Annotated in this window: 19 protein-coding genes; 8 read left to right on the top strand and 11 right to left on the bottom strand. The window is 70.5% G+C overall.

Annotated features, from left to right (window positions below; translation table 11 throughout):
- Positions 1-447: 447 nt before the first annotated feature.
- Entirely contained in the window at positions 448-864 is a 417-nt protein-coding gene (locus OG587_RS11900; protein WP_329089666.1) for a Fur family transcriptional regulator, read from the top strand.
- A 144-nt stretch (positions 865-1,008) separates the two neighbouring features.
- On the opposite strand, the gene OG587_RS11905 is transcribed toward OG587_RS11900, so the two are convergent.
- From OG587_RS11905 to OG587_RS11940, 8 genes are all read right to left on the bottom strand, one after another.
- On the bottom strand, positions 1,009-4,491 hold the full coding sequence (locus tag OG587_RS11905) for a poly(A) polymerase (protein WP_329089669.1): 3,483 nt from the start codon (positions 4,489-4,491) through the stop codon (positions 1,009-1,011).
- Between the two features lie 3 nt (positions 4,492-4,494).
- Entirely contained in the window at positions 4,495-6,462 is a 1,968-nt protein-coding gene (locus tag OG587_RS11910; protein WP_329089671.1) for an RNA ligase family protein, read from the bottom strand.
- Positions 6,463-6,640: 178 nt separating this feature from the next.
- Positions 6,641-9,298, bottom strand: coding sequence for an alanine--tRNA ligase (gene alaS, locus OG587_RS11915; RefSeq protein ID WP_329089673.1), 2,658 nt, complete (start codon positions 9,296-9,298; stop codon positions 6,641-6,643).
- A 224-nt stretch (positions 9,299-9,522) separates the two neighbouring features.
- On the bottom strand, positions 9,523-10,191 hold the full coding sequence (locus tag OG587_RS11920) for an HAD family hydrolase (protein WP_329089675.1): 669 nt from the start codon (positions 10,189-10,191) through the stop codon (positions 9,523-9,525).
- Positions 10,188-10,748 carry an orotate phosphoribosyltransferase gene (locus OG587_RS11925; protein ID WP_329089677.1) on the bottom strand — a complete coding sequence of 187 codons (561 nt, stop codon included), beginning with the start codon at positions 10,746-10,748 and terminating at the stop codon, positions 10,188-10,190. Before OG587_RS11925 ends, OG587_RS11920 begins: the two co-directional genes overlap by 4 nt.
- Entirely contained in the window at positions 10,745-11,368 is a 624-nt protein-coding gene (locus OG587_RS11930) for an LOG family protein (protein WP_329089679.1), read from the bottom strand. The genes OG587_RS11925 and OG587_RS11930 overlap by 4 nt, the downstream gene beginning before the upstream one ends.
- Positions 11,365-12,267, bottom strand: coding sequence for a hypothetical protein (locus tag OG587_RS11935; protein WP_329089681.1), 903 nt, complete (start codon positions 12,265-12,267; stop codon positions 11,365-11,367). Before OG587_RS11935 ends, OG587_RS11930 begins: the two co-directional genes overlap by 4 nt.
- Positions 12,268-12,320: 53 nt before the next feature.
- Complete coding sequence (locus OG587_RS11940; RefSeq protein ID WP_329089683.1) at positions 12,321-13,160, bottom strand: aspartyl/asparaginyl beta-hydroxylase domain-containing protein; 840 nt, start codon at positions 13,158-13,160, stop codon at positions 12,321-12,323.
- A gap of 407 nt (positions 13,161-13,567) precedes the next feature.
- Here OG587_RS11940 and OG587_RS11945 point away from each other — a divergent pair, with 407 nt between their 5' ends.
- The 3 genes from OG587_RS11945 to ygfZ all read left to right on the top strand — a co-directional run bounded on the left by OG587_RS11945 (position 13,568) and on the right by ygfZ (position 16,622).
- Complete coding sequence (locus tag OG587_RS11945) at positions 13,568-15,022, top strand: tetratricopeptide repeat protein (protein ID WP_329089685.1); 1,455 nt, start codon at positions 13,568-13,570, stop codon at positions 15,020-15,022.
- 26 nt (positions 15,023-15,048) lie between these two features.
- Positions 15,049-15,411, top strand: a complete 363-nt coding sequence (locus tag OG587_RS11950; RefSeq protein ID WP_329089687.1) for an ASCH domain-containing protein — start codon at positions 15,049-15,051, stop codon at positions 15,409-15,411.
- A 227-nt stretch (positions 15,412-15,638) separates the two neighbouring features.
- Positions 15,639-16,622 carry a CAF17-like 4Fe-4S cluster assembly/insertion protein YgfZ gene (ygfZ, locus tag OG587_RS11955; RefSeq protein WP_329089690.1) on the top strand — a complete coding sequence of 328 codons (984 nt, stop codon included), beginning with the start codon at positions 15,639-15,641 and terminating at the stop codon, positions 16,620-16,622.
- 80 nt (positions 16,623-16,702) lie between these two features.
- On the opposite strand, the gene dtd is transcribed toward ygfZ, so the two are convergent.
- Complete coding sequence (gene dtd, locus OG587_RS11960; protein WP_329089692.1) at positions 16,703-17,128, bottom strand: D-aminoacyl-tRNA deacylase; 426 nt, start codon at positions 17,126-17,128, stop codon at positions 16,703-16,705.
- Positions 17,129-17,185: 57 nt separating this feature from the next.
- Here dtd and OG587_RS11965 point away from each other — a divergent pair, with 57 nt between their 5' ends.
- The gene (locus OG587_RS11965) at positions 17,186-18,127 is read left to right on the top strand and encodes an asparaginase (RefSeq protein WP_329089694.1); all 942 of its coding nucleotides are present in this window, start codon (positions 17,186-17,188) and stop codon (positions 18,125-18,127) included.
- Between the two features lie 27 nt (positions 18,128-18,154).
- Here OG587_RS11965 and OG587_RS11970 read toward each other — a convergent pair whose 3' ends face one another.
- Positions 18,155-19,933 (bottom strand): DUF2207 domain-containing protein, encoded by a 1,779-nt coding sequence (locus OG587_RS11970; protein WP_329089696.1) that lies wholly within the window; start codon positions 19,931-19,933, stop codon positions 18,155-18,157.
- Positions 19,934-20,145: 212 nt separating this feature from the next.
- On the opposite strand from OG587_RS11970, the gene OG587_RS11975 reads away from it, so the two are divergent.
- The 3 genes from OG587_RS11975 to OG587_RS11985 all read left to right on the top strand — a co-directional run bounded on the left by OG587_RS11975 (position 20,146) and on the right by OG587_RS11985 (position 22,781).
- Complete coding sequence (locus tag OG587_RS11975) at positions 20,146-21,174, top strand: neutral zinc metallopeptidase (RefSeq protein WP_329089698.1); 1,029 nt, start codon at positions 20,146-20,148, stop codon at positions 21,172-21,174.
- A 326-nt stretch (positions 21,175-21,500) separates the two neighbouring features.
- On the top strand, positions 21,501-22,127 hold the full coding sequence (locus OG587_RS11980) for an SGNH/GDSL hydrolase family protein (RefSeq protein WP_329089700.1): 627 nt from the start codon (positions 21,501-21,503) through the stop codon (positions 22,125-22,127).
- A gap of 321 nt (positions 22,128-22,448) precedes the next feature.
- A complete protein-coding gene (locus tag OG587_RS11985; RefSeq protein ID WP_329089702.1) occupies positions 22,449-22,781 on the top strand; it encodes a hypothetical protein in 333 nt (110 codons plus the stop codon).
- A 179-nt stretch (positions 22,782-22,960) separates the two neighbouring features.
- Here OG587_RS11985 and OG587_RS11990 read toward each other — a convergent pair whose 3' ends face one another.
- On the bottom strand, positions 22,961-24,523 hold the full coding sequence (locus tag OG587_RS11990; RefSeq protein WP_329089705.1) for a cellulase family glycosylhydrolase: 1,563 nt from the start codon (positions 24,521-24,523) through the stop codon (positions 22,961-22,963).
- Between the last annotated feature and the right edge of the window lie 51 nt (positions 24,524-24,574).

Below are 24,574 nucleotides of genomic sequence, written 5' to 3' on the forward strand. Positions count from 1 at the left end.
AACTTCCGTGTACAGGAGGTTTCAGGCTTCCCGGCGAAATGGATTCGGGGATTCGACCGCCTTGATCACGCCTGGATCCCGTGGAGACAACCGATCGATCGATTGGGCCGTGGGGCACAGTGAAGATCGTCAATGGAACCCAGGCGGGGGCCGCTGGGGCTCCGCCGGGTGGACATCGACCTCGACGGGCCTAACTCGAAGTGATCCAGATCCTCCGGAGTGTCGAGCCGCCTCCCGTTCGCCCACCCCGAGCCCGGTGACTCCGAGCGAGCCGTCCCGCTCCCCTTCGTCCGCGCCGAAGCGCTTTGCGCCGGTGCGGGCCGCCATGATGGGCCGGGCTTCTCGTGTTTCGGGGGTAGGGCTCTGCTTCGAGCACCGGCCCGTTGTTCTTCGGCGTCTCGGGCTGGAGAACGACGAGGAGAGTCCCGGTGCTCATAGACTCTTGGTATGACCGAGACGTCGTGGCATGAGGAACTACGGGCGCGCGGTTACCGGGTCACTCCGCAACGCCAGCTGGTGCTTGAGGCGGTCAAGGCCTGCGAGCACGCCACCCCGGAAGAGATCTGCACCCGGGTGCGGGAGACCGCGCGCGGGGTGAACATATCGACCGTCTACCGGACCCTTGAGCTCCTTGAGGAGCTCGGCATGGTCACCCACTCCCACCTCGGGCACGGCGCCCCCACCTATCACCTGACGGCCGAGGCCGATCATGTGCACCTGGTCTGCCGTGGCTGCGGGGAGATCAGCGAGGTCAGTCCCGACCTGGTGGAGAGCTTCGTGGGCAACCTCGATCAGAAACTCGGGTTCCTCACCGACGTGCACCATCTGACGGTCTTTGGCCGCTGCCGAAACTGCCGCGACTGACGATCGTCCCGAGGGCCGCGACGCTCGGCGCGTACCGGTAGGGGCGCCGAGCACCCGCTGGACGCGACCGCCTCGGTGGTTTCCGGCGTCGACGCGCGAGGACGGGGGCCCACTCTCGGCCGGGCCACCCGGGCCGGGGTGTGATCAGCGAAGTGTCGGCACCTCGCCGCCCTCCGTCCACTCGACGCCGACTCCGCGCAGGCCCGCCGCCCACGGAGCGGTGATCTCGGTGAGCCCGGCCGCGTCCGGCGGCGTGCGGCCGAGGCCCACGGCGTACCGGGCGATTCCCGGGCCGGTCTCGAAGGGCCGGGGCCAGGCGTGCGCGTCCCGCACCCCCGCGCGTTCCAGGGAGGTGAGCAGCGCGCGCATCCGGCCCCGCACGCGGCCCAGCGTCACGTCGAACCTCTCGGCTTTCCCCACCTTCACGGTCACCACCGCCCACGCGGCGTGCCGCCGGTGCGACGGCGGTGCCGACAGCAACTCGGGCCGGGGGTCCCGGCCGACCTCCGACGCCGCCTCCACGATCTCCCACGCGTTGTAGAACTCCAGGGTCAGGAGATCTCGTCCACCGGTGCCGACCTGCTCGCTGCACAGGCGGACGGGGGCCGTGGGGGTCATGATCGACACAGCCGCGCCGAAGCTTCCGTCTGCTGACCCGTCCGAGAATCTGCCCGATCCGTCCGGTCTATCCGGTCTGTCTGACCTTGCCGGTCCGTCCGACCTCGCCGGCCCATCCGATCCCTCCGACCCCTCCGGCGGTCCGTCCGCCCCGATCGGTGGTTCGCCTGGATTGGTCGCCGGGCTGTTCAGGCCGGTTGGTGCACCTTTGAGAGCCTCCGGCCGGAGGCTGATCGGCCGGTGCCAGTCCCACGCGGCCCACGTGCCGAAGAAGTGACGGAGCAGGTCGTCCGAGGGGAGATCTCCGGCTTCGCGCACCGTACGCGCCGCGAGGACGGTCCAGGCCAGACCCGGCAGCCCTCCGAACGGAGCCGAGTCGAGCCCGCGCGCCCTCGCCCACGCCTTCACCTCCCGGGCCAGTCCGACGAAGGCGGCACGGTGCTCGCCGACCGAGGCGAGCACCGCGTCGGCGTCGCTGACCGCGCTCAGCGCGATCGCCGAAGCCTCGCCCAGCTCGACGCGGCGCGACACCGCCTCGGCGGGAGTGACGTTCGCGGCCCCCGCGATGTCCGTGACCGCCGTGATGTCCGTGACCCCGGCGGTGTCCGTGACCGCCGTGATGTCTGTGGCCCCGGCGGTGTCCGTGACCGACGTGTCTCCTGTGACCTCAGTGATCCTTGTGATCGACGTGCTCCCTGTGGCCCCGGCGGTGTTCGTGTTCGACAGGCCCCCGGTGGTGTCTGTGGACGTCGTGACGACTGTGACCGGCACGACGACCAGATCGACGTCCAGGTCCCCGACCCGGAACCGGAGGCCGGGCACCCTGGCGCCGATCACGCGCCGCAACCCGGTCGCCTCCGGCAGAGCCGCCCTCACCCGTGCCTCGACGTCTGTGAGATCGGCCGCCGAGGGCAGCGCCGCCACCAGGTCCAGGTCCGCGTCGGCCAGGGCGCAGCCCAGACGCCGTGACCCGGCGACGTGGACGACCCCCTCCGCCAGGGAGGACCGCAGTCGCTGCACGACCTCCCGGGCCCGAGCCTCCCCGCGACGTTCCCTCTCCCGGGAATCGTCCTCGTCGTGGCCGTCCCCCGGGGTACGCGCCGGGTCCGGCAGAGCGCCGGGCGGGTATGTCCCGTGGTCGAGCCAGCGCACCTCGCCCGTTCCGAGAGCGACGGTCGCCCGGGGCCGCATGGGCTCCTCGCCCCGGCGTGACAGCAGGACCAGCTCGCCGACCGGCGCCGTCCCGTCGCCCAGCCGTGTCTCCCAGTCGGCGGCGAACCGTTCGGGATCCCGGACCCTCCCCAGGGTCAGGTGCGGGGTGTAGCCGTCGGAGCGGCCCCGGCAGTTCGGGAAACCGCGCTCCAGCGAGGCACGCAGCGCGGCCCAGGGTTCCGGCCCGCCCGCTGCCGGGTCGAGCCAGACCGTGGAGCCGTCACGATGGGAGAAGGCGCGCACGCCTCGCAGCCGGGCGGTGAACGGGGAGATCGCGGCCACGGCGGTGGCCAGGACGGGAGCCGCCTCCTCGAAGCCGGACTCCGGTACGAAACCGAACATCACCGTGACATGCGGTGGCCACCGGTGGCTCTGGGGGTCGTGTTCCCGGCGGATTTCCTGGATCACCGGCCAGAACTCCACCGGCGGGATCCAGGCCACGGCCGTCCGCGCCGTCGGCCGCGCGCCGAGGACGCCGGGGATGCCGGAGATCCCTGAAGAGCTGTGGGTGCCGGAGAAGCCGTGTGCCGCTGCCGAACCGCGGATCTCGGAGGAGTCGAATGTCCCCGAGGATCCGTGCGCCCCTGCCGAACCGCGGATCCCGGAGGAGCCGTGTGCCCTCGGGGAACCGGGGACGCCGGGGGATTCGGGGGAGTCGTACCCGCTCTCGCCGGCGGTGATGTCCACGGCGACGCCGTAGTGGTCCGACACGAACAGGCCGCCGGGCGCCGGGGAGTCGCCCCGCAGAGCCGCGGCCGTGACCCGCAGGTCGTGGCCGCGCAGCAGCACGCGGTCGAGCCGCGACGCGCGGCCGGAGAGAGAGGAGAGGGCCGCCAGCGGATTGACTCCCGGATCGAAGGTGGCGGTCAGGTCGCCGGGGCCGTGGATCTCGGTCCAGGCGTCCCGCAGGCCCAGCACCTTGGCGGGCCCGCTCCCGCCGTCGTTGAGGTCGCCCAGCAGGATCACGTCTCCGTCCACGCCGAGCAGCACCTCGGCGAGCCGGGCCAGCTCGGCTCCACGCCGGGCGGGACCGTTGTCGGAGTGATCGCTGGTGAGATGCGTGACGGCCACCACGATCGGTCCGGCGGACGACTCCACCGTGACGGCGGTGACGGCCTTGTGCGGGCCGAGGGCGTGCAGGCCCGCCTCCAGCACGGGCAGGCGGGTGAGCAGGAGGAGCCCGTCGTCGTCGACGTCCCGGCCCGTGGGATCGGTGCTCAGCGTGTACGCGGAACGGATCCATGGGGTCCGCAGCAGCATGCCGAGCAGCTCGGCCTCGACCTCCTGCAGCGCGATGACGTCCGCGTCGGCCCGCTCCAGCTCCTCCAGCAGCAGTGGACGGCGCCGCGCGGTGTCCAGCCGGTCGCTGTCGTAGCGGTCCCACAGGGTGTTCCAGGTCAGCACGCGCAGGTGTGTCGCGGTCGGCGCATACCCGGCCGACCCGGCCGACCCGGCCGACCCGGGCGGTACGGGACGCCAGCCCGCGACCGGATCCCACGCGAACGGCGTCCTGGCCGTGAAGAACGGCGCCCGGAGCCTGCGCGGATCCCGCACCCGCCCGGCCTGCGACGAGTCGATGAGGTCCAGGCCCGCCGACCGGTCCCAGACCGTCTCACCGTCCGCCTCGACGAACAGGATCCGGTGCCAGGGAATGTCACCTCCGGGGACGAACGCGGGCAGCGGCACGCGTTTGGGTGAGGCCCCGCGCACGTTTATCCCCAGGACGAACCGCGCCGGGTCGAACCGTGGATCCCAGCGGATCCGGTGGAAGATCTCCTCGCTCGTCCGCATGCTCATCCCTCATCCCCCATCGCCGTCAAGGGCTCCGGCGACGTCGAGGACGTTCCCCTCCGGCCCGATGTACCAGGTGCGGTGCGTCTCTCCCGCGCAGGGCGGGGAGAAGCGGCGAAGCTGGGCCGAGAGCACCTCCGGCGGCACCGGGTGCGTACGGCTCGCGTTACGTCGGGCCAGCAGGTCGCCGGGGACCAGCATGACCGCCTGCGTCGTCAGCGCGTCGCGTCCTCGGGCCACGGTGTGCACCAGGGAGCGCTGGTGCCGGTTCAGGGCCGTGGCGTCCCACACGACGGTTCCACCGGCGGCGAGGAGCGCGTCGAGCCGGTGCAGGCCCTCGCGGAGGATCGCCGGGTTGGCCCGCTGGTCGGATCGGGATCCACGCGCCTGACGCAGGTCGTCGAGCGCGACGACGGCGCCGGTGTCCGTGAGGTTTCCGGCGAACGTGCTCTTTCCGCTGCCCGACGGGCCGACCATGACGACGAGCCGGGGGAACCCGCCGGACCGCCATCGACGGCTCAGCGCCAGACCCCCCTCGGCCGTGGTGATCCGGCCCAGCGCGTAGGCCTCCCGGGTCTCGGCCCAGCACCGGTCCGCCACCTCGGGTTCACAGTCGCCGAGCGCCTGGCGCAGGCCCAGGCGCAGCGGCTCCAGCGGTGCCTCGCCGAGCAGACCGGCCTCATCGGCGTGGAGCTCCGACCACGCGACCTGCTCGCGCGCGTCGGCGGCGTCATCGTCGGCGCGCCCGGCCAGCGCCGCTGCGGCGACCGCGTGCAGGACCCCCAGGTCGGCCGCGACGGCCAGCCGTACCAGGCCGGTTCTGCGTGCCTCGTCGGGGAAGTCGCGGTGCAGGCGGGGGTGCAGCTCAACCAGGTCGGCGACCCGCCGTGCCAGGGGCATGCCGAGGGGGGCCACCAGGGCGGGCGCCAGCCAGGCCCGGCGCGTGCCCTGGAACAGGGCGGCCATGACGCCCTCCAGCCGGGCGTCCCCCGTCCGGCCCAGCAGGTCGAGCCTGGCGGAGACATCGGCCATGGCCGCCTCGGCGCGCTCGACGGCGGCCTCCGGCGGCGCGGGCCTCGCCGGGCCACCGGCCGTAAATCTCCATCCGGGCGGCGCGGTGGCGGCGTGGGCACCGGCGGCCGGTGTCGCGGGGGTCGCGTAGGCGTCGACGGCCCGTGTCGCGGTGGCCGCGCGGGCACCGGCCTCCGGCGGCGCGTGTCCCGCCAGGTCGCCGGCCGTCACCCCCGTCGCGGTGAGGAGCGCCGATACCTTTGGGTCGGCTCCGGCCGTCACCCCCGTCGCGGTGAGGAGCGCCGGCACGTCCGGATCGGCTCCCGAACGTACGTCCCACAGTGCCGCGACCGGGCCCAGGCCGTTTTCGACGACAGGCGCGAGCATCCAGTGCTCGGTCGTCTGGACATGGCGCGGACGCACCCATTTGGCGACGCGGTGGGCGAACTCCTCCCGGTGGAACCCGTCGACGGTCCGCACGACGTATCCCTCCTGCCGCGCCGTGTCCAGGCGCAGGGCCCGCAGCGCCCGCTCGTCGAAAACGCCGCGCCACAGCACCGGGGGGACCGGGACTCCCAGCCGCCGGGTCAGGCGTGCCGTCCTGTCCCAGTCGAGGCAGTGGTCGCCGTCCCAGACGGAGAAGGCGTAGAACCAGCTCTCCAGATCCCGGTACTCGATCGAGTGCCGGGCGTAGAGGTTCTCGCCGCACACCCGCCGGCCCGGAGGGATGAACCGGGCGATCCTGCCGTGCAGGGCCTTGATCCACGCGCGGGACGGATGGTGCGCCGAATCCAGCGAACGGGCGTGCGTCCCGTCCTGGTACAGGGTGGTGTTCTCCCCGTCGAGCTTCTCGGTGACGACGACCTCCCGGCCCACCAGCCCCGCCAGGCCGCCGGCACGTACGTCGTCCGAGGCGACCCCCGGAGACCAGGGCAGATGAGGAGTGCGGGGGTAGGGCACTCGCATGATCTGCTCCCGATGACGAAGTCGCGCTGCGGCGACTGTATGGGAGGCGATGCGGCGGATCCACACAATAACTGCGCTCCTGCTCGAACCGCGTGACGACCGGGCGGAGCCGCACATCCAGCCGCAGCGGATCAACACAGCAGGCGACCACAGCGCCATGGCCGCCAGCCGTTCTCCGCTAACGCTCGCCGAGCAGACGGGTGGCGTCCTGGGCGGCGAGGGCGAGGGCCTGGCGAAGAGCGTTGGGACGGCGCCCTCCGGCGCTGGCGATGGGGCCGCGGCCCCCGGAACCTCCGCCGACGGTCCGGGCCGCTTCGACGAGGACCTGACTGGCTTCGGCGCCGGCCTGGTCAAGGTCAGACGACACGGCGGCCGCGAGGAGCGCTCTGCCCTCATGCTCAGCGCCGAGGACCACGACGGCCGGGCCGCGCTGGACGCGCCGGACGACCTCGATGGACAGGCCACGCAGCTCGTCCGGGGTGACGCCGGTGACGATCTGGGCGACGAGCCGCCCCTCACCGGCAGGCTGCGCCTGACCGGCCAGGCGCTCAGCCTGATGCCGCAGTTCCTCGGCCCGCAGCCGTGACAGCTGGTTCTGGGCGGCGGCCAGGGTGCCCAGGCGCTTACGCAGGACATCGGGGGCCTCCGCCGGGCGGGTGCCAAGCAAACCGGACAGTTCATTCAGCAGGCGCCGCTCGGTGTCGAGGTAGCGCAGCGCGTCGTGGCCGGTGAGGGCTTCAACACGACGGAGGTTGGAGCCGATGGAGGACTCGCTGAGCAGACGGAAAGCCCCGACCTGGGAGCCGTGGGCGACATGGGTGCCGCCGCACAGCTCGCGGGAGAAGTCACCGATGTCGACGATTCGGACGGTGTCGCCGTACTTCTCGCCGAACAGCGCGATAGCGCCCGCGGCCTCGGCGTCGACCCGGTCGGCATACCACGCCCGCACGTACGGGTCATCGAGGACGTGCGCGTTGACGGTCGCCTCGATCTGGGCGAGCTGGTCAGCGGTGAGGGCGGAGAAATGCGCGAAGTCGAACCGGAGCCGATCGGGCTCGACGAGGGAACCCTGCTGGCGGGCATGGTCGCCCAACGTCGCGCGGACGACCGCGTGAAGGATGTGGGTGGCCGAATGCGAGCGCATCAGGCCCTTGCGGCGATCACCGTCGACGGCAGCCTCCCCCTGATCTCCGGTGGACAGCTCACCCCGCAGGACACGGCCGGTGTGGACGCGGAACCCTTCCAGCCCATAGCGGGTGTCGGTGATCTGCACGACGGTGCCGCCGCCGGTGGTCAGGGTGCCGGTGTCGCCGATCTGACCGCCAGCCTCGGCGTAGAAGGGTGAGCGGTCCAGCGCGAGCTCGACCTGCGCCCCCTCGGAGGCGGTGGTGACCACCGAGCCGCCGCTGACGATGCCCTTGACGATGGCTTCGGCCCTGAGATGGTCATAGCCGACGAACTCGGTGCGGGGCAGGTCTGTGGCCAGCTCACGGTAAGTGTCCATCTTCTTGAGGGCTTCGACGGTCTTGGCCTTGCCCCCGGCCTTCGCGCGCCTCCTCTGCTCGTCCAGCAGCGTGGCGAACCGGTCCTCTTCGACGGTGAGCCCGGCGTCGCGAGCCGCCTCGACGGTGAGCTCCAAAGGAAAGCCGTAGGTGTCGGCGAGTTCGAAAGCGGTCTCACCCGGCAGGGCGGCCGACCGGTTTTCGCGAGCGCGGCCGATCGCGGCGTTCAGCAGCCTCGTGCCCTGCGCCAGGGTGCGGGTGAAGGACTCCTCCTCGGCGGTGACGACCTGCTCGATCAGAGCGGTTTGGGTGTGCAGCTCGGGCCAGACGCCGCCGAGGTTACCGATCACGCTGGTGGTGGCGGCCGGAAGGACCGGCCCGCTGATGCCAAGGAGACGAGCATGGCGGATCGCGCGGCGCATCAGGCGCCGCAGGATGTAGCCGCGGCCGTCCTTGGCGGGCAGCACACCGTCGGCGATGAGGAAAGCGATGGAGCGGGCGTGTTCGGTGACGACCTGGAAAGAGACCTTCTCCTCGCCCTCACCCGGGTATGGGCGGCCGGCGAGGTTCTGAACGGTGTCCAAGGTGGGCAGCAGTAGATCGGTGCTGCAGACGTTTTCGACGTCCTGGAGGATCGCGGCGAGCCGGTCCAGGCCGAGCCCGGTGTCGATGCTCCTGCCGGCCAGCTCACCGATGATGGGGAAGTTGCCCTTCTTGTCGCCTTCGCCGCGCTGGAACTGCATGAAGACCAGATTCCAGATCTCCACGTAGCGTTCACCGTCGATGGCCGGACCTCCCTCCTTGCCGAAGGAGGGGCCGCGGTCGTAGTTGACTTCCGAGCAGGGGCCGCACGGGCCGGGCACACCCATGGACCAGTAGTTATCCTCCATCCCGAGCCGCTGGATACGGGAGGCGGGCACGCCGATCCGGCGCCAGAGGGTTTCGGCCTCGTCGTCGTCTTTGAAGACGGTGATCCAGAGCCTGTCCTTCTCCAGCCCGAAATGCTCGGTCAGCAGCTCCCAGGCGAAAGCGATCGCGTCGGCCTTGAAGTAGTCGCCGAAGGAGAAGTTGCCCATCATCTCGAAGAACGTCGCGTGCCGGTTGGTGCGGCCGACGTTGTCGATGTCGGAGGTCCGCGCGCACTTTTGGACGCTGGTGGCGCGGGGGAAGGGCGGGATGGTCTCGCCGAGGAAGTACGGCTTGAACTGGTTCATCCCGGCGTTGGCCAGCAGCAGGGTGGGATCGTCGGGGATCAGCGAGCTGGACGGCACCCGATGGTGGCCGCGGGAGGTGAAGTAGTCAGTGAACAAGGTGCGGATCTGCGTCGAGCGCATGGCGAGATGACCTCACGGAAGAGTCATGGAAGGTGGTGGGGGAAGCACACGCCGAGCCGGGCCGAGAACAGGGACTGAGAGGGTTCTCAGTTCTCCAGCTCGACGCAGATAGCTCGCGCCCCCACGGTGAAGACCATGACTCCAGATCCGTTGATCACAAGGTGGTGCGGCAGGTTGAGCTCACATAGCTGTCTGCCGCACCACTTACTGTAGCGGGTCTGATGTCAAGACCGCTTGGTGCGCGTCGCGGTGAGCGAACCGGCGAGGTGATCCAGCACAGCGGGGCCGAGCTGCGTCGGGTCGTCCAGGACGACCACGGCGCCCGCGTCGGTCAAAGCGGCAGGCCCGGTATACCCCCAGCTCGCCCCGATGGGCGTGACCCCTGCGGCGAGTGCTGCGGCGATGTCGCCTTCGGTGTCGCCGATGAAGACCGCCTCGGTCGGTGCTACGCCGAGCCGGGTCAAGGCGAGCAGGACGCCGTCCGGGGCGGGTTTAGGCCGCGCGTCTTCCCAGCAGACGGTGACGTCCAGCAGCGCCAGAGCGGCGGGCGGCAGCAGCCAGGGCAGCCGATAGCGGGCCTGCAACGTCACCAGGCCCGTCGCCGCCCCACTGCCTTTGATGGCCCTCAGCCCATCCAGCACACCAGGAAACAAGGCGCCGGCGGCGGTGGCCAGCGCCGGATCCCACCACGCCCCGCAGATCACGTCCGGATCCGGAACACCGAGAGAGGCCAGCACCTCCCGCCTGGATCGCGTCGCGGCGGCCACCGGTAGATCAGCGATGGTGACGCGCCGCCCCAGACAGGCGGTGGCGACCCCAGCGAGAGCGGCCAGCATCGCCGACTTGCTGTCCAGTAGCACACCATCCAGATCGAACAGCACGGCCGCGGTCACGGCGTCGTCCTTGAAGCGGGCAGGTCAGCCTCGGTCAGCAGTGAACCGAGGGAGATGCCGTGCTCGTCCAGCAGCAGCCTGCCGCCCAGTGGCCGCTCCAGCACGCACAACGCGCCGACGACCGCAGCTCCGGTGATTCGCAGCATGCGGGCCACGTTCAGCAGCTGAACGCCGGAGCGGACCACGTCGTCGACCAGGACCATCCGCCGCCCTTCGACGGCGGCGCCCTCGACCTGCCGCTTTGAGCCGTATGTTTTGGGCTCGCGCCGCAGGAACGCAGCCGGCAGGCCGGTGGCCGCAGACAGGGCGACGACCAGAGGGACGCCGCCGAGTTCGATGCCGGCCAGCACTTCGGCGTCTTCGGGGACCAGGGCGGTCATGGCGTCGACGACGTCGCCCAGCAGGACCGGGTCGGCGGCCAGCCGGTACTCGTCGAAGTAGGAGTCCAGCATCTGCCCGTCGGTGAGTGCGAACGGGCCGCTGACGCAGGCGACCTGGGCGAGTCGAGCGACCAAAGCGTCCCGACTCACACCGGCGGACAGAGCAGCGACGGTCATAGCTTTCCCCTCAAGGCCAGGGATTCCGACAGGTGGGCGAGTTCAATGGCGAACACCGAGGCTGAGGCGATCGGTGTGAGGAATCCCAGCGGCCGGGTGGGGGTCTCAAACAGCCACATCTCCCGTCGAAGGAACCCCAGCAGCGTCGTCGCGGTGCGCCCGACGGCCCAGACGGGCACGGAACGGATGGTGCCCGCGTAGTAGAGGGCGGCGGTCAGCTCGTGCAGGGTGCCGATCCCACCGCCCATCGCGACCACCAGATCGGCGTGGTGAAGGTAGTGGTTGAGGCGGGCGCCGAGGTCGGGCAGGTGAACTGCGGCGGTGACGTGCGGATTGAAGTCACCCCACTCGGCATGCTTGCCCTCCAGAGTGACCGCGACGACCTTCCCACCTGCGGCGGCGGCTCCGCAGGCGGCGGCCTCCATCAGCCCGTTGTAGCCGCCGTGCAGGAGCGTGAACCCGGCGCCCGCCAGTGCGGTGCCGATCTCCTCGGCCAGGTGTTCCTCCTCCGCCGAGGCGGGGACGACCCCGCCGAAGAACACCGCAGTCTTCTCCTGCTCTTCCCCCTCGCCCCTGCCTCGGTCCACGGTCGAGGCAGGAAGGCGACCCTTGGGTCTCACGCCCACTCCAGGTAGGTGCGGTAGGCGGTCAGCGCGGCGCCCAGGCCGTCCAGCACGTTCGGGCAGGCCCGCTCGGTCAGCGCGAGCACCCGGTCCAGCGCGGCCTCGACGTCGGCGGCGTCAGGGACGGCCGGGGAGGTGATCGCAGCGTCCAGGTCCGTCAGGCAGGTCCGGCCGATCGGGGTGAGCGCGATCTCCTCCCGCAGCTGGTACCAGCCCCAAAAGCGGGAGGTTGGGGCGAGAGCAGTCTTGATGAGGTCCTTGGTCGCGGTGTGCAGCAGGTGCCATTCGGCGTAGGCGACGAACCGCTGGCCACGCTGGATGCGCTTGTGCAATAGCACCACCAGCACCAGGTGCTCGATCAGTATGTCGGTGCACGACCTCGGCTGGTTCATCTGCTCGGTGACGTACGTCTTGGCCTGCTCGATCTGCGACGTGGTGATCTCCGACGGCTCACGTTCCAGCAGGACCGCGCTGGGGATGCGGCGGCGGATCGCGGGAACCTGCGAAGTCGGCGCGAGGTAGAGATCGACCTGCTGGAGTTTTCCCTCGTGCTGGACGAGGAAGACGAACCCTACTCCGCCTAGGTCCATGACGATGCTGTCGCGCCAGCCGGGCAGCAAAGCTCCACCCTCGATGGTCATCAGATCGTCCAGGGCTGTGGCGAAGGCGGTCAGGGCGCCGTCGTGGACACCAAGAACGAAGTCCACATCCGAAAGGCGGTCGGCGGTGCCGGAGGCGAGAGAACCGCGAACCAGCAGATGCGTGACCGCCGTGGACGCGGACAAGATCTTCGCGATGCGGGTGAGCAGCGGCAACTGGGCTGGCAGGTTAGCCTCGGTGAGCTGGGCTAGGCGCAGTTCGGCCGAAACCGAAGCCGGAGCCAAGACGGTGGGCATGTGCAGTCCTTTCGAGCTGAAGGTGGCGTCGGATGGGGAAGGCAAAGACGGCATCAGGAGGTGAGGGCCAGGAGCTTGCTTTTCGCCTCCACCCAGCGGGTGCTCGCCTCGGCGTCGCCGAGCGCGGTGTGCAGTTGGGCGATCAAGTCGTAGGTGGTGCCCTCGGGCAGGGCGAAGGAGTAGAACAGCCGCAGTAGCAACTGCTCGGCCGCGTCGACGTAGCCGAGGTTAGCCAGGCGCCGGGCGGCGGCGACCTTGTCCGCCAGTACCGCCGGGGAGGCGTCCGGCAGCGATTCAGCGGCCGAGGGGGGCAGCTGCCCCTGTCGGGCCAGACGCTGGTAGGCGTCGTTGGCGTAGACGTCCGCGATCAGGTGGATTCGGTCCGGGCCGAGGAGGTTGCACACCCCGTGCGCGTAGGTCGGCGTCAGCCGCCAGATCCGCCCGCCGCCCATGTGGACTTTGGCGCCTCCGGTGACCAGGAACGCGGAGGAGTTGGTGTGCAGCGGGATGTGGAGGCGGTGCCGCTCGACGTGGTCGAGCTCGTCGTAGTCGCGGTGCTCCCACAAGAACGCGTTTGCCTCCAGCCTCGCCAGCCGTACCCACATGTACGACAGGCCTAGCTCGGCCAGCAGAGCGGCGGTGGCGGGCATGGACTCCAGCAGGGCGGTGGGGCGGGCGACGCAGTCGCCGATCTTCACATCGTCCGCCTCGCCGGAGGCGTTCATCAGTGACGTGGTCCACCAGCCGCCCGACTGGTATTCGCCGTACTCGGCTTTCCAAGGGGCCGGCGCGGTCAGGGCCTCATGCCGTAGCCGTTCGATCAGCTGCGGATTGAGGCGGTCCAACTGGGCGATCTGCCCAGACAGAGCGTGAAGCGGCTGGACATCTTCCACGGCGTTCCTCTCGATCTCTCACCCGGTCAAGCCAGGAGTCACGTGGACAGGGGGCGCGCCCCGTCCGGCCGGATGCCCGTGGAGAGTCCGTCGGCCGGACGCGGCGCCTGCCACCAGACTGATCCGCCGACATCTGCGAAGGTAGTGAGAGGTTCCCGCCCCGGATGGGTGACATGGTCGCCCGCAGCGGGCGCCCAAGCCGCCTTCAGACGGGGGTTTGACAGCATCACGCGGCAGGTAAGCATTTTTCGACAGCGCGCGACGCATCCAGTGTCCAGGCCCGTGGCACTCCGGCGGAGGTAGACGTGAGCGTCCAGTCGGCGAGGCGATCAAACCCGGTGCACGGCATTTCTTGCGGCCGAGCCCAGCGCGAACGCGTACTCGGCCAGGCAGGATCCCCCGACCCTGTGCCCTCAGCACTGGTCGCGGTGATCGCCGCTCAGATCGCCGAGCACTGCGGGCACCGGCTTTTTAAATGCCGCCGCCTGGCGGCGGGCTGGACAGTCGCTCAAGCCGTCAAGGCCACCCATGACCTCGTCGAACAGGAGGGGCTGACCAAGGTCGGGTTGACCGTGCGCTCATGGAAAGACTGGGAGGCAGGCCAGCTGCCCAACCCTGACTATCAGGACCTGCTGTGCCGCCTGTTCACCACCAACCCGGTCGAGTTGGGCTTCGCCCGCGACTACTCTCCCGCCCCGCCGCAGCACGACAGCCCGCATTGGAACGCGGTGCGAGGGGATGTAACACTCCCAGAAGGAGAGGCCGACCACGCTGGCACGGGATCGCGGACCAAGGAGGTGGAAGAGACGAAGCGTCGCGACGCGCTGAAGTTCGCCGGGCTGGCCCTGACCGCCCCGTCCGCCGCAGCGCAGATCCTGCAGCAGGCCGCCACCGAAGCGATGGAGTTCACCCGGCAGACCGAGGCAAGCGCGTTGGGCTCCGGCACCCTCGACCACCTCGACCTCGCGGTCACCGAGTTCAACCGCGTCTACTCACTCCAACCTCCCCAGCAGGTCTTCGGCGCCGTACTGGACTACCGGCGCAAGGTCGACGGCCTGCTCAAAGGCAAACACACCCACCGGCAAGGCCAGGAACTGCTCGCCTTCGCCGGGTGGCTGTCGGAACTCCTGGCCTGGCTCGCCCACGACCTGGGCGACGCCCGCACGGGCCTCGCTTTCGCGACCGACGCGTTCATCCATGCCCAGCAGGCCGGACATGGCCAGCTGTGCGCGTGGGCAATGGACGCGGCCGCCTCCATCAACCTGTACGAACAACAGCCAGGAAAAGCCCTGGCCGCCGCACGTAAGGGCCTGACCGAAGTCCCCGCCGACCATCCGCTGACCGTGCGGCTATACGCCCAAGCCGCCCGCGCGGCCGCCGCCGCCGGAGACACCGCAGGCTTCACCGCTGACTTCCAAGCAGCCGAGGACGCCTATCGGCTCCTGCCGTCCCGTCCACCCCGCCGGTTCGGCATGGATGTGCTGCCGCTGGCCGACTACGCACTCACCTCCTACCCCGCGACCTCCTTCATCTGGCTCGGCCAGGCCGAACAGGCCCGCCGACATGCCGAACACGCTCTGTCGGTATACGAATCGGCTCCCGAGACGTCCCGATCGCCCAGCCGGGAAGCCATCGCCCGTATCGATCTCGCCCTCGCCCACGCCCAACTCGGCGACCCCGACGACGCCGTTGCCCTTGGCCACCAAGCTCTTGACTCCACCCGAATCGTTGGCTCCGTCTTGGGGCGGGCCGGCGACCTCACGTTCTTTCTCGCCCGCCGATACCCCCGCCAGGCGGCCGTGGAAGAACTGCGTGAACGCCTGGCAGCAACCGGTGCGGCCGTCCTCCCGCCCTTCCCGTAGCCCGCCCCTGAGCGTGAAGGAGACCAATGGCTTCCCAGCAGCCGCCGCCCGACGAGTACTCGATCACCATCCGCCGGCCGTACTTCGAGCTGATCGCCAAGGAGATCAAGACCATCGAGGTGCGCGTCGGCTACCCCAAGATCCGTAAAATCGCCGCCGGAGACACGCTGTGTTTTGTCTCCGGTGAGGACTCCTTACGCGTCCGCGTCACCGTGGTGAAGGAGTACCCGTCGTTCGAGGCGATGCTGAACGCCGAGGACAACACCACGATCGGCGGCCAGGGCATGACCCGCGACCAGCTACTGGCCGCGTGCCGTGACATTTACCCGCCTGAGAAGGAAGCCCTCGGCGTCTTCGCCATCCACCTGGCGCCACTGCCCGACGTCTGATATCCGGCCGAGCACTTAAGCTGGTGGGGCAGAGCCGCGCGCCTGCTGGCCATCTACCACCGGGCCGTCCCCGTGCTGCTGCATCTGACCGCCGCCTACCGGGTCACCCGGGTACGCCGTGCTTCGGCGGCTGTTCCGCCGAGTCGCGGAGTGTGCCGTACGGCCCGGGACCCGCCTGGGGAAGAGCCGCTGCCGTTCGCACCGGTGGGGCCTCGTAGGCTGTGTGTATGCGAAGCCCTCTGCTGGACACTCCCGGCGCGGTCGCGGCTGAGACCCCCGACGCCGACGTCGCCGGACACTATGGCGACCCGTTCGCCGAGCAGCGCGCGTTGCTCGCCGGAGAGGCGATGGTCGACCGGAGCAACCGCGAGGTCGTCCGGATCTCCGGGCCCGACCGCCTGAGCTGGCTCAACAGCCTCAGCTCGCAGAAACTCGACGACCTGAAACCCGGTCGGCCCACCGAGACGCTGCTGCTGGACGCCCAGGGCAGGGTGGAGCACCACCTCGTCCTCGTCGACGACGGCGAGGCGGTGTGGGCCCACGTCGAGCCGGGCACCGGCGCGGAGGTGGCCGCGTTCCTCGACAAGATGCGGTTCATGCTGAGGGTCGAGGTCGCCGACGTGACGGACCGCTACGCCGTGGTCTCCGTGGCGGGGGAGGCGCACCCCGACCTGCCCGAGGGGGCCGTCGCCGTCGGCAGGGACATCCTGCTTCCACGCGACCTGCTGGCCGGGCGGCTCGGGCTGAGGCTCGCCGGGCTCTGGGCGTACGAGGCGCTGCGGATCGAGGGGCACCGTCCCCGCCTGGGCTTCGAGACCGACCACAAGACGATCCCGCACGAGGTGGGCTGGATCGGCTCGGCCCTCCATCTCAACAAGGGCTGCTACAAGGGCCAGGAGACCGTGGCCCGCGTTCACAACCTGGGCCATCCGCCCCGCCGCCTGGTCTTCCTGCACCTGGACGGCAGCGTCGACACCCTGCCCAAGCACGGCACCCCGGTGACCCTCGACGGCGCGGAGATCGGTTTCGTGGGAAGCTCGGCGCGCCATCACGAGCTGGGCCCGGTCGCGCTGGCCGTGGTGAAGCGGACCGTGCCGGTGGACGCCACGCTGGAGGCCGGAGGGGTGGCCGCGTCCCAGGAGGTCATCGTGCCGCCGGACGCCGGGCGCAACGTCCAGATCGACCCGAGCCTGCGCCGCCGCCTCCGCTGACATCCGACGCTGACATCCGACGGTGTCGCGTCCGGGGCGGGCCGCACCGGCTTTGCGGGGCGCGTACGGCCTCGGGCGGCTCAGATGTCCAGGACCAGGGTGATCGGGCCGTCGTTGGTCAGCCCGACCTTCATGTCGGCACCGAACACCCCGGTCTCCACCCGGGCGCCCAGCCCGCGCAGTTCGGCGCAGACCGCCTCCACCAGCGGCTCGGCGACCGGCCCGGGGGCGGCTGCCTGCCAGGTGGGACGGCGGCCCTTGCGGGCGTCGCCGTACAGGGTGAACTGGCTGACCACCAGCAGTGGCGCGCCGATGTCGGAGCAGGATTTCTCGCCGGAGAGGATCCGCAGGCCCCAGAGCTTGGCGGCGAGCCTGGCCGCCTCGGCGCGCGTGTCGGTGTGGGTCACGCCGACCAGGACCAGCAGCCCCGGCTCGTCGATCGCCCCGACCGTCACGCCGTCCACCACCACCGACGCGGAACTCACCCGCTGTACGACCGCACGCATGCCCCCATCATCCCGTGCTCCCGGGCATCCCTAGACTTCGGACGAAAGGAGACAAAGGTGTCTGCTGAGTCATTGTTCGTCGAGGTTGTCCGTTCGGGGTTCGTGGAGTCCACCCATCGGGCGCGGATGCTCGCGGTGGCGGCCGACGGGTCGCTGGTGAGGGTTCACGGGGAGGTGGACGCCCTGGTGTCGCCGCGCTCGTCCATGAAGCCCCTGCAGGCGCTCGCCATGGTCCGCGCCGGGCTCCCGCTGGAGGGGGAACTGCTCGCGCTGGCGTGCGCGAGTCACGCGGGGGAGCCGTTCCACGTGGACGGGGTACGCAGGATCCTGGCCGGGGCCGGTCTGGACGAGAGCGCGCTCGGCTGCCCGGAGGACCTGCCGGAGGACGTCGCCTCCCGCGACGAGGTGCTGCGCTCAGGAGGGGGCCGGGCCAGGGTCTACATGAACTGCTCGGGCAAGCACGCGGCGATGCTCGCCACCTGCGTGGCCAACGGCTGGCCGCCGGAGACCTACCTCGACCCGGCGCATCCGCTGCAGCGGGCCGTACGCGCCACGATCGAGGAGCTGACCGGCGAGCGCGTCGCCGCCAGCGGGGTGGACGGTTGCGGCGCCCCGCTGTTCTTCGTCTCGATGCTGGGCGTGACGCGGGCGTTCCGCGCCCTTGTCCGGGCCGACCGGGACACCCCGGAGCGCCGCGTCGCCGACGCCTTCCGCGCCCACCCCGAGTGGACGTCGGGGACCACCCGCCCCGAGGCCCGGCTGATGCGGGCGGTCCCCGGACTGCTGGTCAAGGCCGGGGCCGAGGCCTTCGACGCCTTCGTCTTCACCGACGGGCGCTCGGGAACCGTCAAGGTCGAGGACGGCGGCCAGCGCGCCCGGGTCCCGGTCACCGTCGCGGCCCTGACCGCTCTCGGCTTCGAGGCCCCCGGGCTCGACGAGCTCGCCGCCGGGGTCCTGCTCGGCGGGGGGCGTCCCGTGGGCGAGATCCGCGTGCGGTAGCCGCCGTGGATCCGCGTACGGCGGTCGCTACAGCGAGCGGAACTGGCGGGTGGTGGAGATCGCCCCCGAGGTGGTCATGGTGAAGGTCCGCATCGAGTCGGCGAACCTGGACAGGTCCCACTCGGCAGGGCCGTGGTACCAGTACAGGTGGTCGGCCTGCTGGCCGTTGCCGGTGACCGATGAGACCACGCGGGCCCAGCGGTCGACGCTGTCGAAGATCACGGCGTAGGGCAGGTAACGGGAGAACAGCTCCACCCGCTGAGCCACCGGGACGTCCCCGCCGATGTCGGCGCCGGAGAGGTACTCCCTGAAACCAAGGGTGTGGGCGAGGGCGCCCGCGCCCTTGGCGGTCTTGGCGGGCATGTACTGGCCGCCCACGGCGAGGGCGGCCCCGGCGATGATCAGGGCCAGGCCGAGCACCCCGTACGTGGTGAACCAGGCCAGCCCGACGGTGGCGAGGACGCCGAGCCCGGTGAGGACCACGCCGATGGTCGTCCAGCGAGTGCGGACGGTGTCGGGGCGGCGGGCGAACCAGCCCTGCGTGACCACGTCGCGGTAGAGCGCCTCGCGAACCTTGCCCAGCTTGGCCCCGAACGATCCCTGGAGCTCCGAGAGCAGCACCGCGTCCCGGCCGTCGAAGATGGCGTTGTAGAGCTCACGCTCATAGGGCATCAGCGAGGCGACCTGGGCGGCGGGCATCCGCACGAGGCTCCAGTCGGGGGTCTCGTACGTCTGCCGGGACTGCTCGTCGATCCTGAGATAGCCCCGGACGGCCAGGTCGACGATCGTGGCGGTCACGTCGATCACGTCGGCCTGCTCGTCCATGAGGGTGCCGATCTGGCCGGGGCGGACGCCGTCCGGCGGGGTGAAGTGGCCGTTCTCGACGCCGCTGAGCGAGCCCGACTCGTGGCCGACCACGCGGGCGTCGCGACCCCGGGTCCAGTAGAGGAGGGCGAGGCCGCCGAGCATCAGGAGCAGCAGGCCGGCCAGCGCGCCGCCGGTGACGGCGTTCAGGGTGAAGGCGTTGGACAGCTCGAAGCGGCGCTCCAGGACCGGCGCACCCTGGGTGGCACCGGTGGGGTAGCCGACGACCACGGTGAGCACCTCACCGGCGCCGAGGTCCTGCTGCCCGAACTCGGCGGTGACGCCCGTGTGGTCCATGGAGGCCTCGGTGCAGGCGATCGCCGAGGTCAGGGGGCCGGCGAAGCACGACAGGCTCTGCATCGTGGCCGGTCCGCTCACGCTGACCCTGGCCTGCTCGACGGGGACGGACCAGGCGCCCACCGCGTACCAGCGCAGCTCCTGGGCGTCGGCCAGCGGTGTGACGGCGCCCTGGACGTCGTACTCCAGGGTGGCGCTTCCCGCGCCCTTCAGGGTGATGGTCTCGCCGGTCAGCGTGGCGTCGCCCTTGAGGCCGGTGACCCGGTAGAGCCGGTCGCTGCTGTCGTCGTAGCGGGTCCGGTCGACGATGCCGCGCGACGGCGCGTCACCCTCGAAGACGACCTCCTCCTTGACGTGGAGCACGCCGTCCTGCCGGAGCTCCAGCTGGACCGTCGTGCTCGTCACCTTGCCGGCCTGCGTGGTCCGCGCGGCCCGCGCAACCTGCGCGGCCTGCGCAACCTGTGCGGCCCGGGTGCTCTGCCCGGCCTGGGAGGATCCCGCCCCGGCCCGCCCGGCCTGGGGGAACTCGGTGCCGGTCGGGCCACTCGCCAGTGCGGGGGACGCGAGGGCGGGGGACGCGCTGAGTGCCAGCGCGAGGATGGCCGTCGCGGCCAGACTCCCGGCTGCTCGGCGCGAGAAGGCCACTCGGCGCGAGAAGGCCACTCGGCGCGAGAAAGCCGCTCGGTGCGAGAAAGCCGCTCGGTGCGAGAAAGATGCCGCCATGTGTCGGGAGCTTAGCGAGATCCACCGGCCCGTGATGGCCGACCCAGTATCCATTTTTTCCCACTCATAAACCCATATGTGGTTGCATCCGCTAGATTGCCGCCCGGAGATCAACTCTTTGGAGAGGCGGTCGCATGCGCCCACGGGGGTCGAACCCGCTGGCCTTCGGCGTGCTCGGCGTTCTCGCCACGGCGTTCGCCGCGGTCGTGGTGATCGCGGGCCTGGCAGGCGAGAAGGAGGCCGAGGTTCCCGCCGGTCCCGGGACCGCCCCGGTGGCGACGAGGAGCGCGGTCCCCCAGCAGACGGGCGACACCGAGATCACCACGCCGGACTTCACCCCGCCGGAGAAGCTGAACCTCGGCTCGCTGGGCGACGTCGAGATCACGCCGGTCGCCGCGAAGCGGAACCTGGCCGTCGACCTCCGCTACATGCGGCGCTCTGACACCACGGCCAGGCTCAAGCGCAACCCGCTGTACGGCACGGGCCTGATGCGCCCCACCTCGTGCCGCGCCCCGAGGCCCTCGACCCAGCCCCGCGACATGCTGTCCTATCTCAACGCCGTCACCGACTGCCTGGAGCGGGCGTGGTCGGCGAAGTTCTCCCAGGCCGGCGCGGTCTTCCTCCCGGCACGCAAGGTCTACTGGTCCCGTCCCGGACGCGGGCCCTGCGGCACCTACCCCGACGCCAACGCCTCCGCCTACTACTGCCCGTCCAACCGGGGCATGTACATCGGCCTGAGCCACGTGATCGAGCAGAGCGGCGACGTCGACCCCGCCGGGAACCACGTGCCCTACCTGGCCGTGCTCGCCCACGAGTACGCGCACCACGTGCAGAGCATGGCGGGTATCGGCGGGGCCTGGTGGTGGGAGGTCTCCAACAAGTCCCGTAGTGCCCAGGACGCCCACTCCCGCCGCCACGAGCTCCAGGCGCAGTGCCTCTCCGGGGCCTTCGTCCGCACCGTACGGGTCCCGCTCGGGGTCACCAACGCGCGCTGGCAGGAGGTACTGCGGACGGAGTTCGGGCGCGGCGACGACCAGAACGGCAACACCCGGCGCGACCACGGCAGCGGCGAGCACTACGCCGCCTGGCTCCACCAGGGCTGGAAGTACGCCAGGATCGCCTACTGCAACACCTGGTCCGTCAGCCCCTCCGAGGTCAGCTGACCCGTCCCCGCCCCACGGCGTCACCTCGGTCCGGTGGTGACCCGGGCGGTCGCGGTGTGAACGGTGCTGTTCCAAGCTGTTTTACGTCGATGGTGCCGCTCTGATCCGATGGGGCCGAGCCGGATCCGCGGGTCCGGTCGTGTTCGTGGGGCGGAGTCGCCGCGGTCGTCGGCGGACATCTGCAATCATGTCGGGAGTCCGACGTTTCCCGAGGTGGCATGCGCACGCCCGTACGTAGACGACCGTGGGCGTTCACGGTCGCATTTCTTGTAGCGATTTCCTGCCTTATTTCGGGATGTAGCCCCGGAGACGGCGCGACCACGCCGATGGCCGCCGGCACGGAATCCCCAGCCACCTGGCCGCCCCAGGCCCCGCTCGTCATGATCGTCGGCGACAGCTTCACGGTCGGGTCGGGTCCCGTACGGGGGTGGGACGGCTACGCGGCCCGGGTCGCGCGGGAACTGGGCTGGCAGCTGATCACCGCGGGCGCCGCCGGAACGGGCTTCGTCAACCCCGGCAGGGTGGGCCGGACCTTCCGGGACTCCTTCGTCAAGGAGCTCTCCTGGCGCCCCGAGCCCGACATGCTCATCATCTCCGGCGGGCGCAACGACCGCGGGATCGAGGCCGTCAGGATCGAGAACGCGGCCGTCCACCTGCTGGCGCTGGTCAGGCGGCGATGGCCGCACACCAGGATCGTGCTGGTCGGCCCGATCTGGATGACCAGGGCACCTCGGTGGGCCTACGGCGTGCGGGAGGCCGTCTCGCTGGCCGCCGACCGGCAGGAGGTGCCGTTCCTCGACCCGTTCGAGCCCCTCGGCCCGCACGGCCGGGGCTGGGGTCGCGGAGCGGTCCTGCCCGACGGCGTCCACCCCACCCTCGTCGGCCATCTACGCCTCTCGCGCTGGATGGTCTCCACGCTGCACAGGTACGGCATCGACGCGCGTTCTTCCTGAGCGGGACGGAACGGTCAGCCGGTGGGCGTCACTCTCGCCACCGAAGGATCCGAGAGCGTCCGGGGCGCCGTCGCGATCTCCACGGGCCGGGATTCCTCGTGGAACATAGAGGACATTTCACCGCAAATCAATCTGGAAGAGTTTAATAACCACAATAAGCGGACAATCGCAGTGTAAAAGGATTGAATTATCGTTTATGGGCAGAGATAGCAGGAAAGTATGACAGGCAGGGATGGCTCATACCTGGCCACCTCTAGTGATTTCCGGCCGATCCAGAAATGCCGGGAATCGGGGTAATTGAACCTTTCGAGGGGAAAAGCAATGCCCAAGTTCAAGAGTGTTATTGCAGGGCTCGCCTTCACCGTGGCGCTGACCGGCGGGGCTGTCGGTATGGGTGCGGCGACTACAGTCGCGAGCGCCGGTGCCACGACCGCCACGGTCACCGCCGTGGCCTTCCCGACCTGGGGCGGCGGTGGCTGTGGTCGCGGCTGCGGTCGCGGCTGCTGCGGTGGCGGCGGCGGTGGCTGGAACCGGCACCGGCACCACCACCGCGAGAACTTCAGGATCCGTATCAACAACCACAACAACAACAACAACCGCCTGGAGAACAGGAACAGCAGCGGCGGCTTCGGAGGCTTCGGGTTCGACGACTGACCGGGTCTCCCGATCGCCGGACCACATCCGCGTCCCGATCCGGGCGCGCTGCGGGGGAGCCCCGTGGCCGGTGTGAACCGGCCACGGGGCCGCGGTGAGGCCGCCGGTGACGGCGGCCTCACCGCCCGGCGTACGACGGGAGGCAGCCGGCGCGGGGCGGGGAGGCCACCGGGGTACGGCTAGGAGATGGTGGGGGTGGGCGGGGTGCCCGTGCCGGACCAGGTGCCGATGAAGCCGAAGGTGGTGGATCCTCCCGCCGGGACGGCTCCGTTCCAGGCGGCGTTGGTGAAGGTGAAGACCGGGGGAGCCGCGGAGAGGGTGGAGCTCCACGACTGGCTGACGTTCACACCGGAGGGGTAGGTGAGGACGGTCCGCCAGGTGGTGACGGCGGAGGTGCAGCGGACGGTGACCTCGCCCTGGAAGCCGCCCTGCCAGGAGTTGCTCGTACGGTATGTGGATGTGCAGGTGCCGCCGGGTTGTCCGGCGAGGGTGGTGAAGGTCGTCGCCGCCGAGGCGGTGGAGGTGTTTCCCGCGGCGTCGCGGGCGACGACGGTGACGCTGTATGCGGTCTGCGGGGTGAGCCCGGTCAGGGTGATCGAGTTGGTCGTCGAGGAGCCGAGCCTGGTGGTTCCGCGGAGGACGTCGTAGCCGGTGACCGCGCGGTCGTCGGTGGAGGCGGTCCAGGACAGCCGGGCGCCGGTGGCGGTGACGTCGGAGGCGGCGGGGGTGCCGGGCCTGGTCGGCGCCTGGGTGTCGGGGGTGCCGGTGCCGCCGTAGATCGTGGCCTCGACGGAGGTCTGCGCGATGCCGTTCGCCCCGTTGAACAGGCGCTGTCCCCAGGTGGTGAGGGCGGCGACGTTGAAGTTGGTCACCTGGTCGAGATACTCGACGCCGCCGCCGTTGCCGCTCCACGACCAGCCGAGGTAGCCGACGCCCCTGGCCTGCGCCTGGGCCATGATCGTGTCCTCGTCGGGGTTGCCGTCGGAGTGGTCGAAACCGAACTCGCCGACCACCAGCGGCAGTCCCGCGGTCTGGAACGCCTGGAGGTAGGAGGTGACCTCGGCGGCCGTGTCGAACACCCCGTACATGTGGACGGAGAAGACCGTGTTGCGCTGCGGGTCGGCGGCGAAGACCGTGGAGGCGTTGTCGCGCATGGTGAAGCCCCAGTCCTGGCCCCAGTTGGGCGCGTCCACCATGATCAGGTGCTGGAACCCGTTGCTCCGCAGCCGGGTGATCGCGGCCGAGGTGGCCTGGGTCCAGCCCGGGGTGGTCGCGTTGTTGCCGAAGGGCTCGTTGCCGATGTTGAGGACGACGTGGTCCTCCTGGCCGACGATCGCGCTCTTGACGCTGATCCAGTAGTCCACGGCCTGTTCGAGGGTGTACGCGCCGCTCTGCTCGCCGTACCCGGTGGTGTCATGATTTTCCAGGACACAGATGAGCTTGTTCTGCTTGCAGAGCGAGACGACGTTCGCCACGTCGGAGGTGCCGTTGGCGGTCCACCGGCCGCCGCTGAGCACCACCCGGACGGTGTTCGCGCCGAGTGACTTGATGTTCGCGAACGAGCTGGTCTGGGTCGGGTACCAGGTGTGCGCGTGGCTGGTGCCCCGCATGACGAACGCGTTGCCGTTCGCCTCGACGATCCGCGTACCGCTCACGTGGAGGCCGACGGCGGCGTGGGCGGGCGGTATGGAGACGAGGAACGGGAGAAGGAGCGCCGCGAGCAGCGCCAGTCTGATTCGCATGACCTACCTCGGTTGGGGGGTGCCCGGCCGGGCGGAGGGGTCGTCGCGCCC

Origin of the sequence: Streptosporangium sp. NBC_01469, from assembly GCF_036227305.1 — a bacterium.
GTDB lineage: Bacteria > Actinomycetota > Actinomycetes > Streptosporangiales > Streptosporangiaceae > Streptosporangium.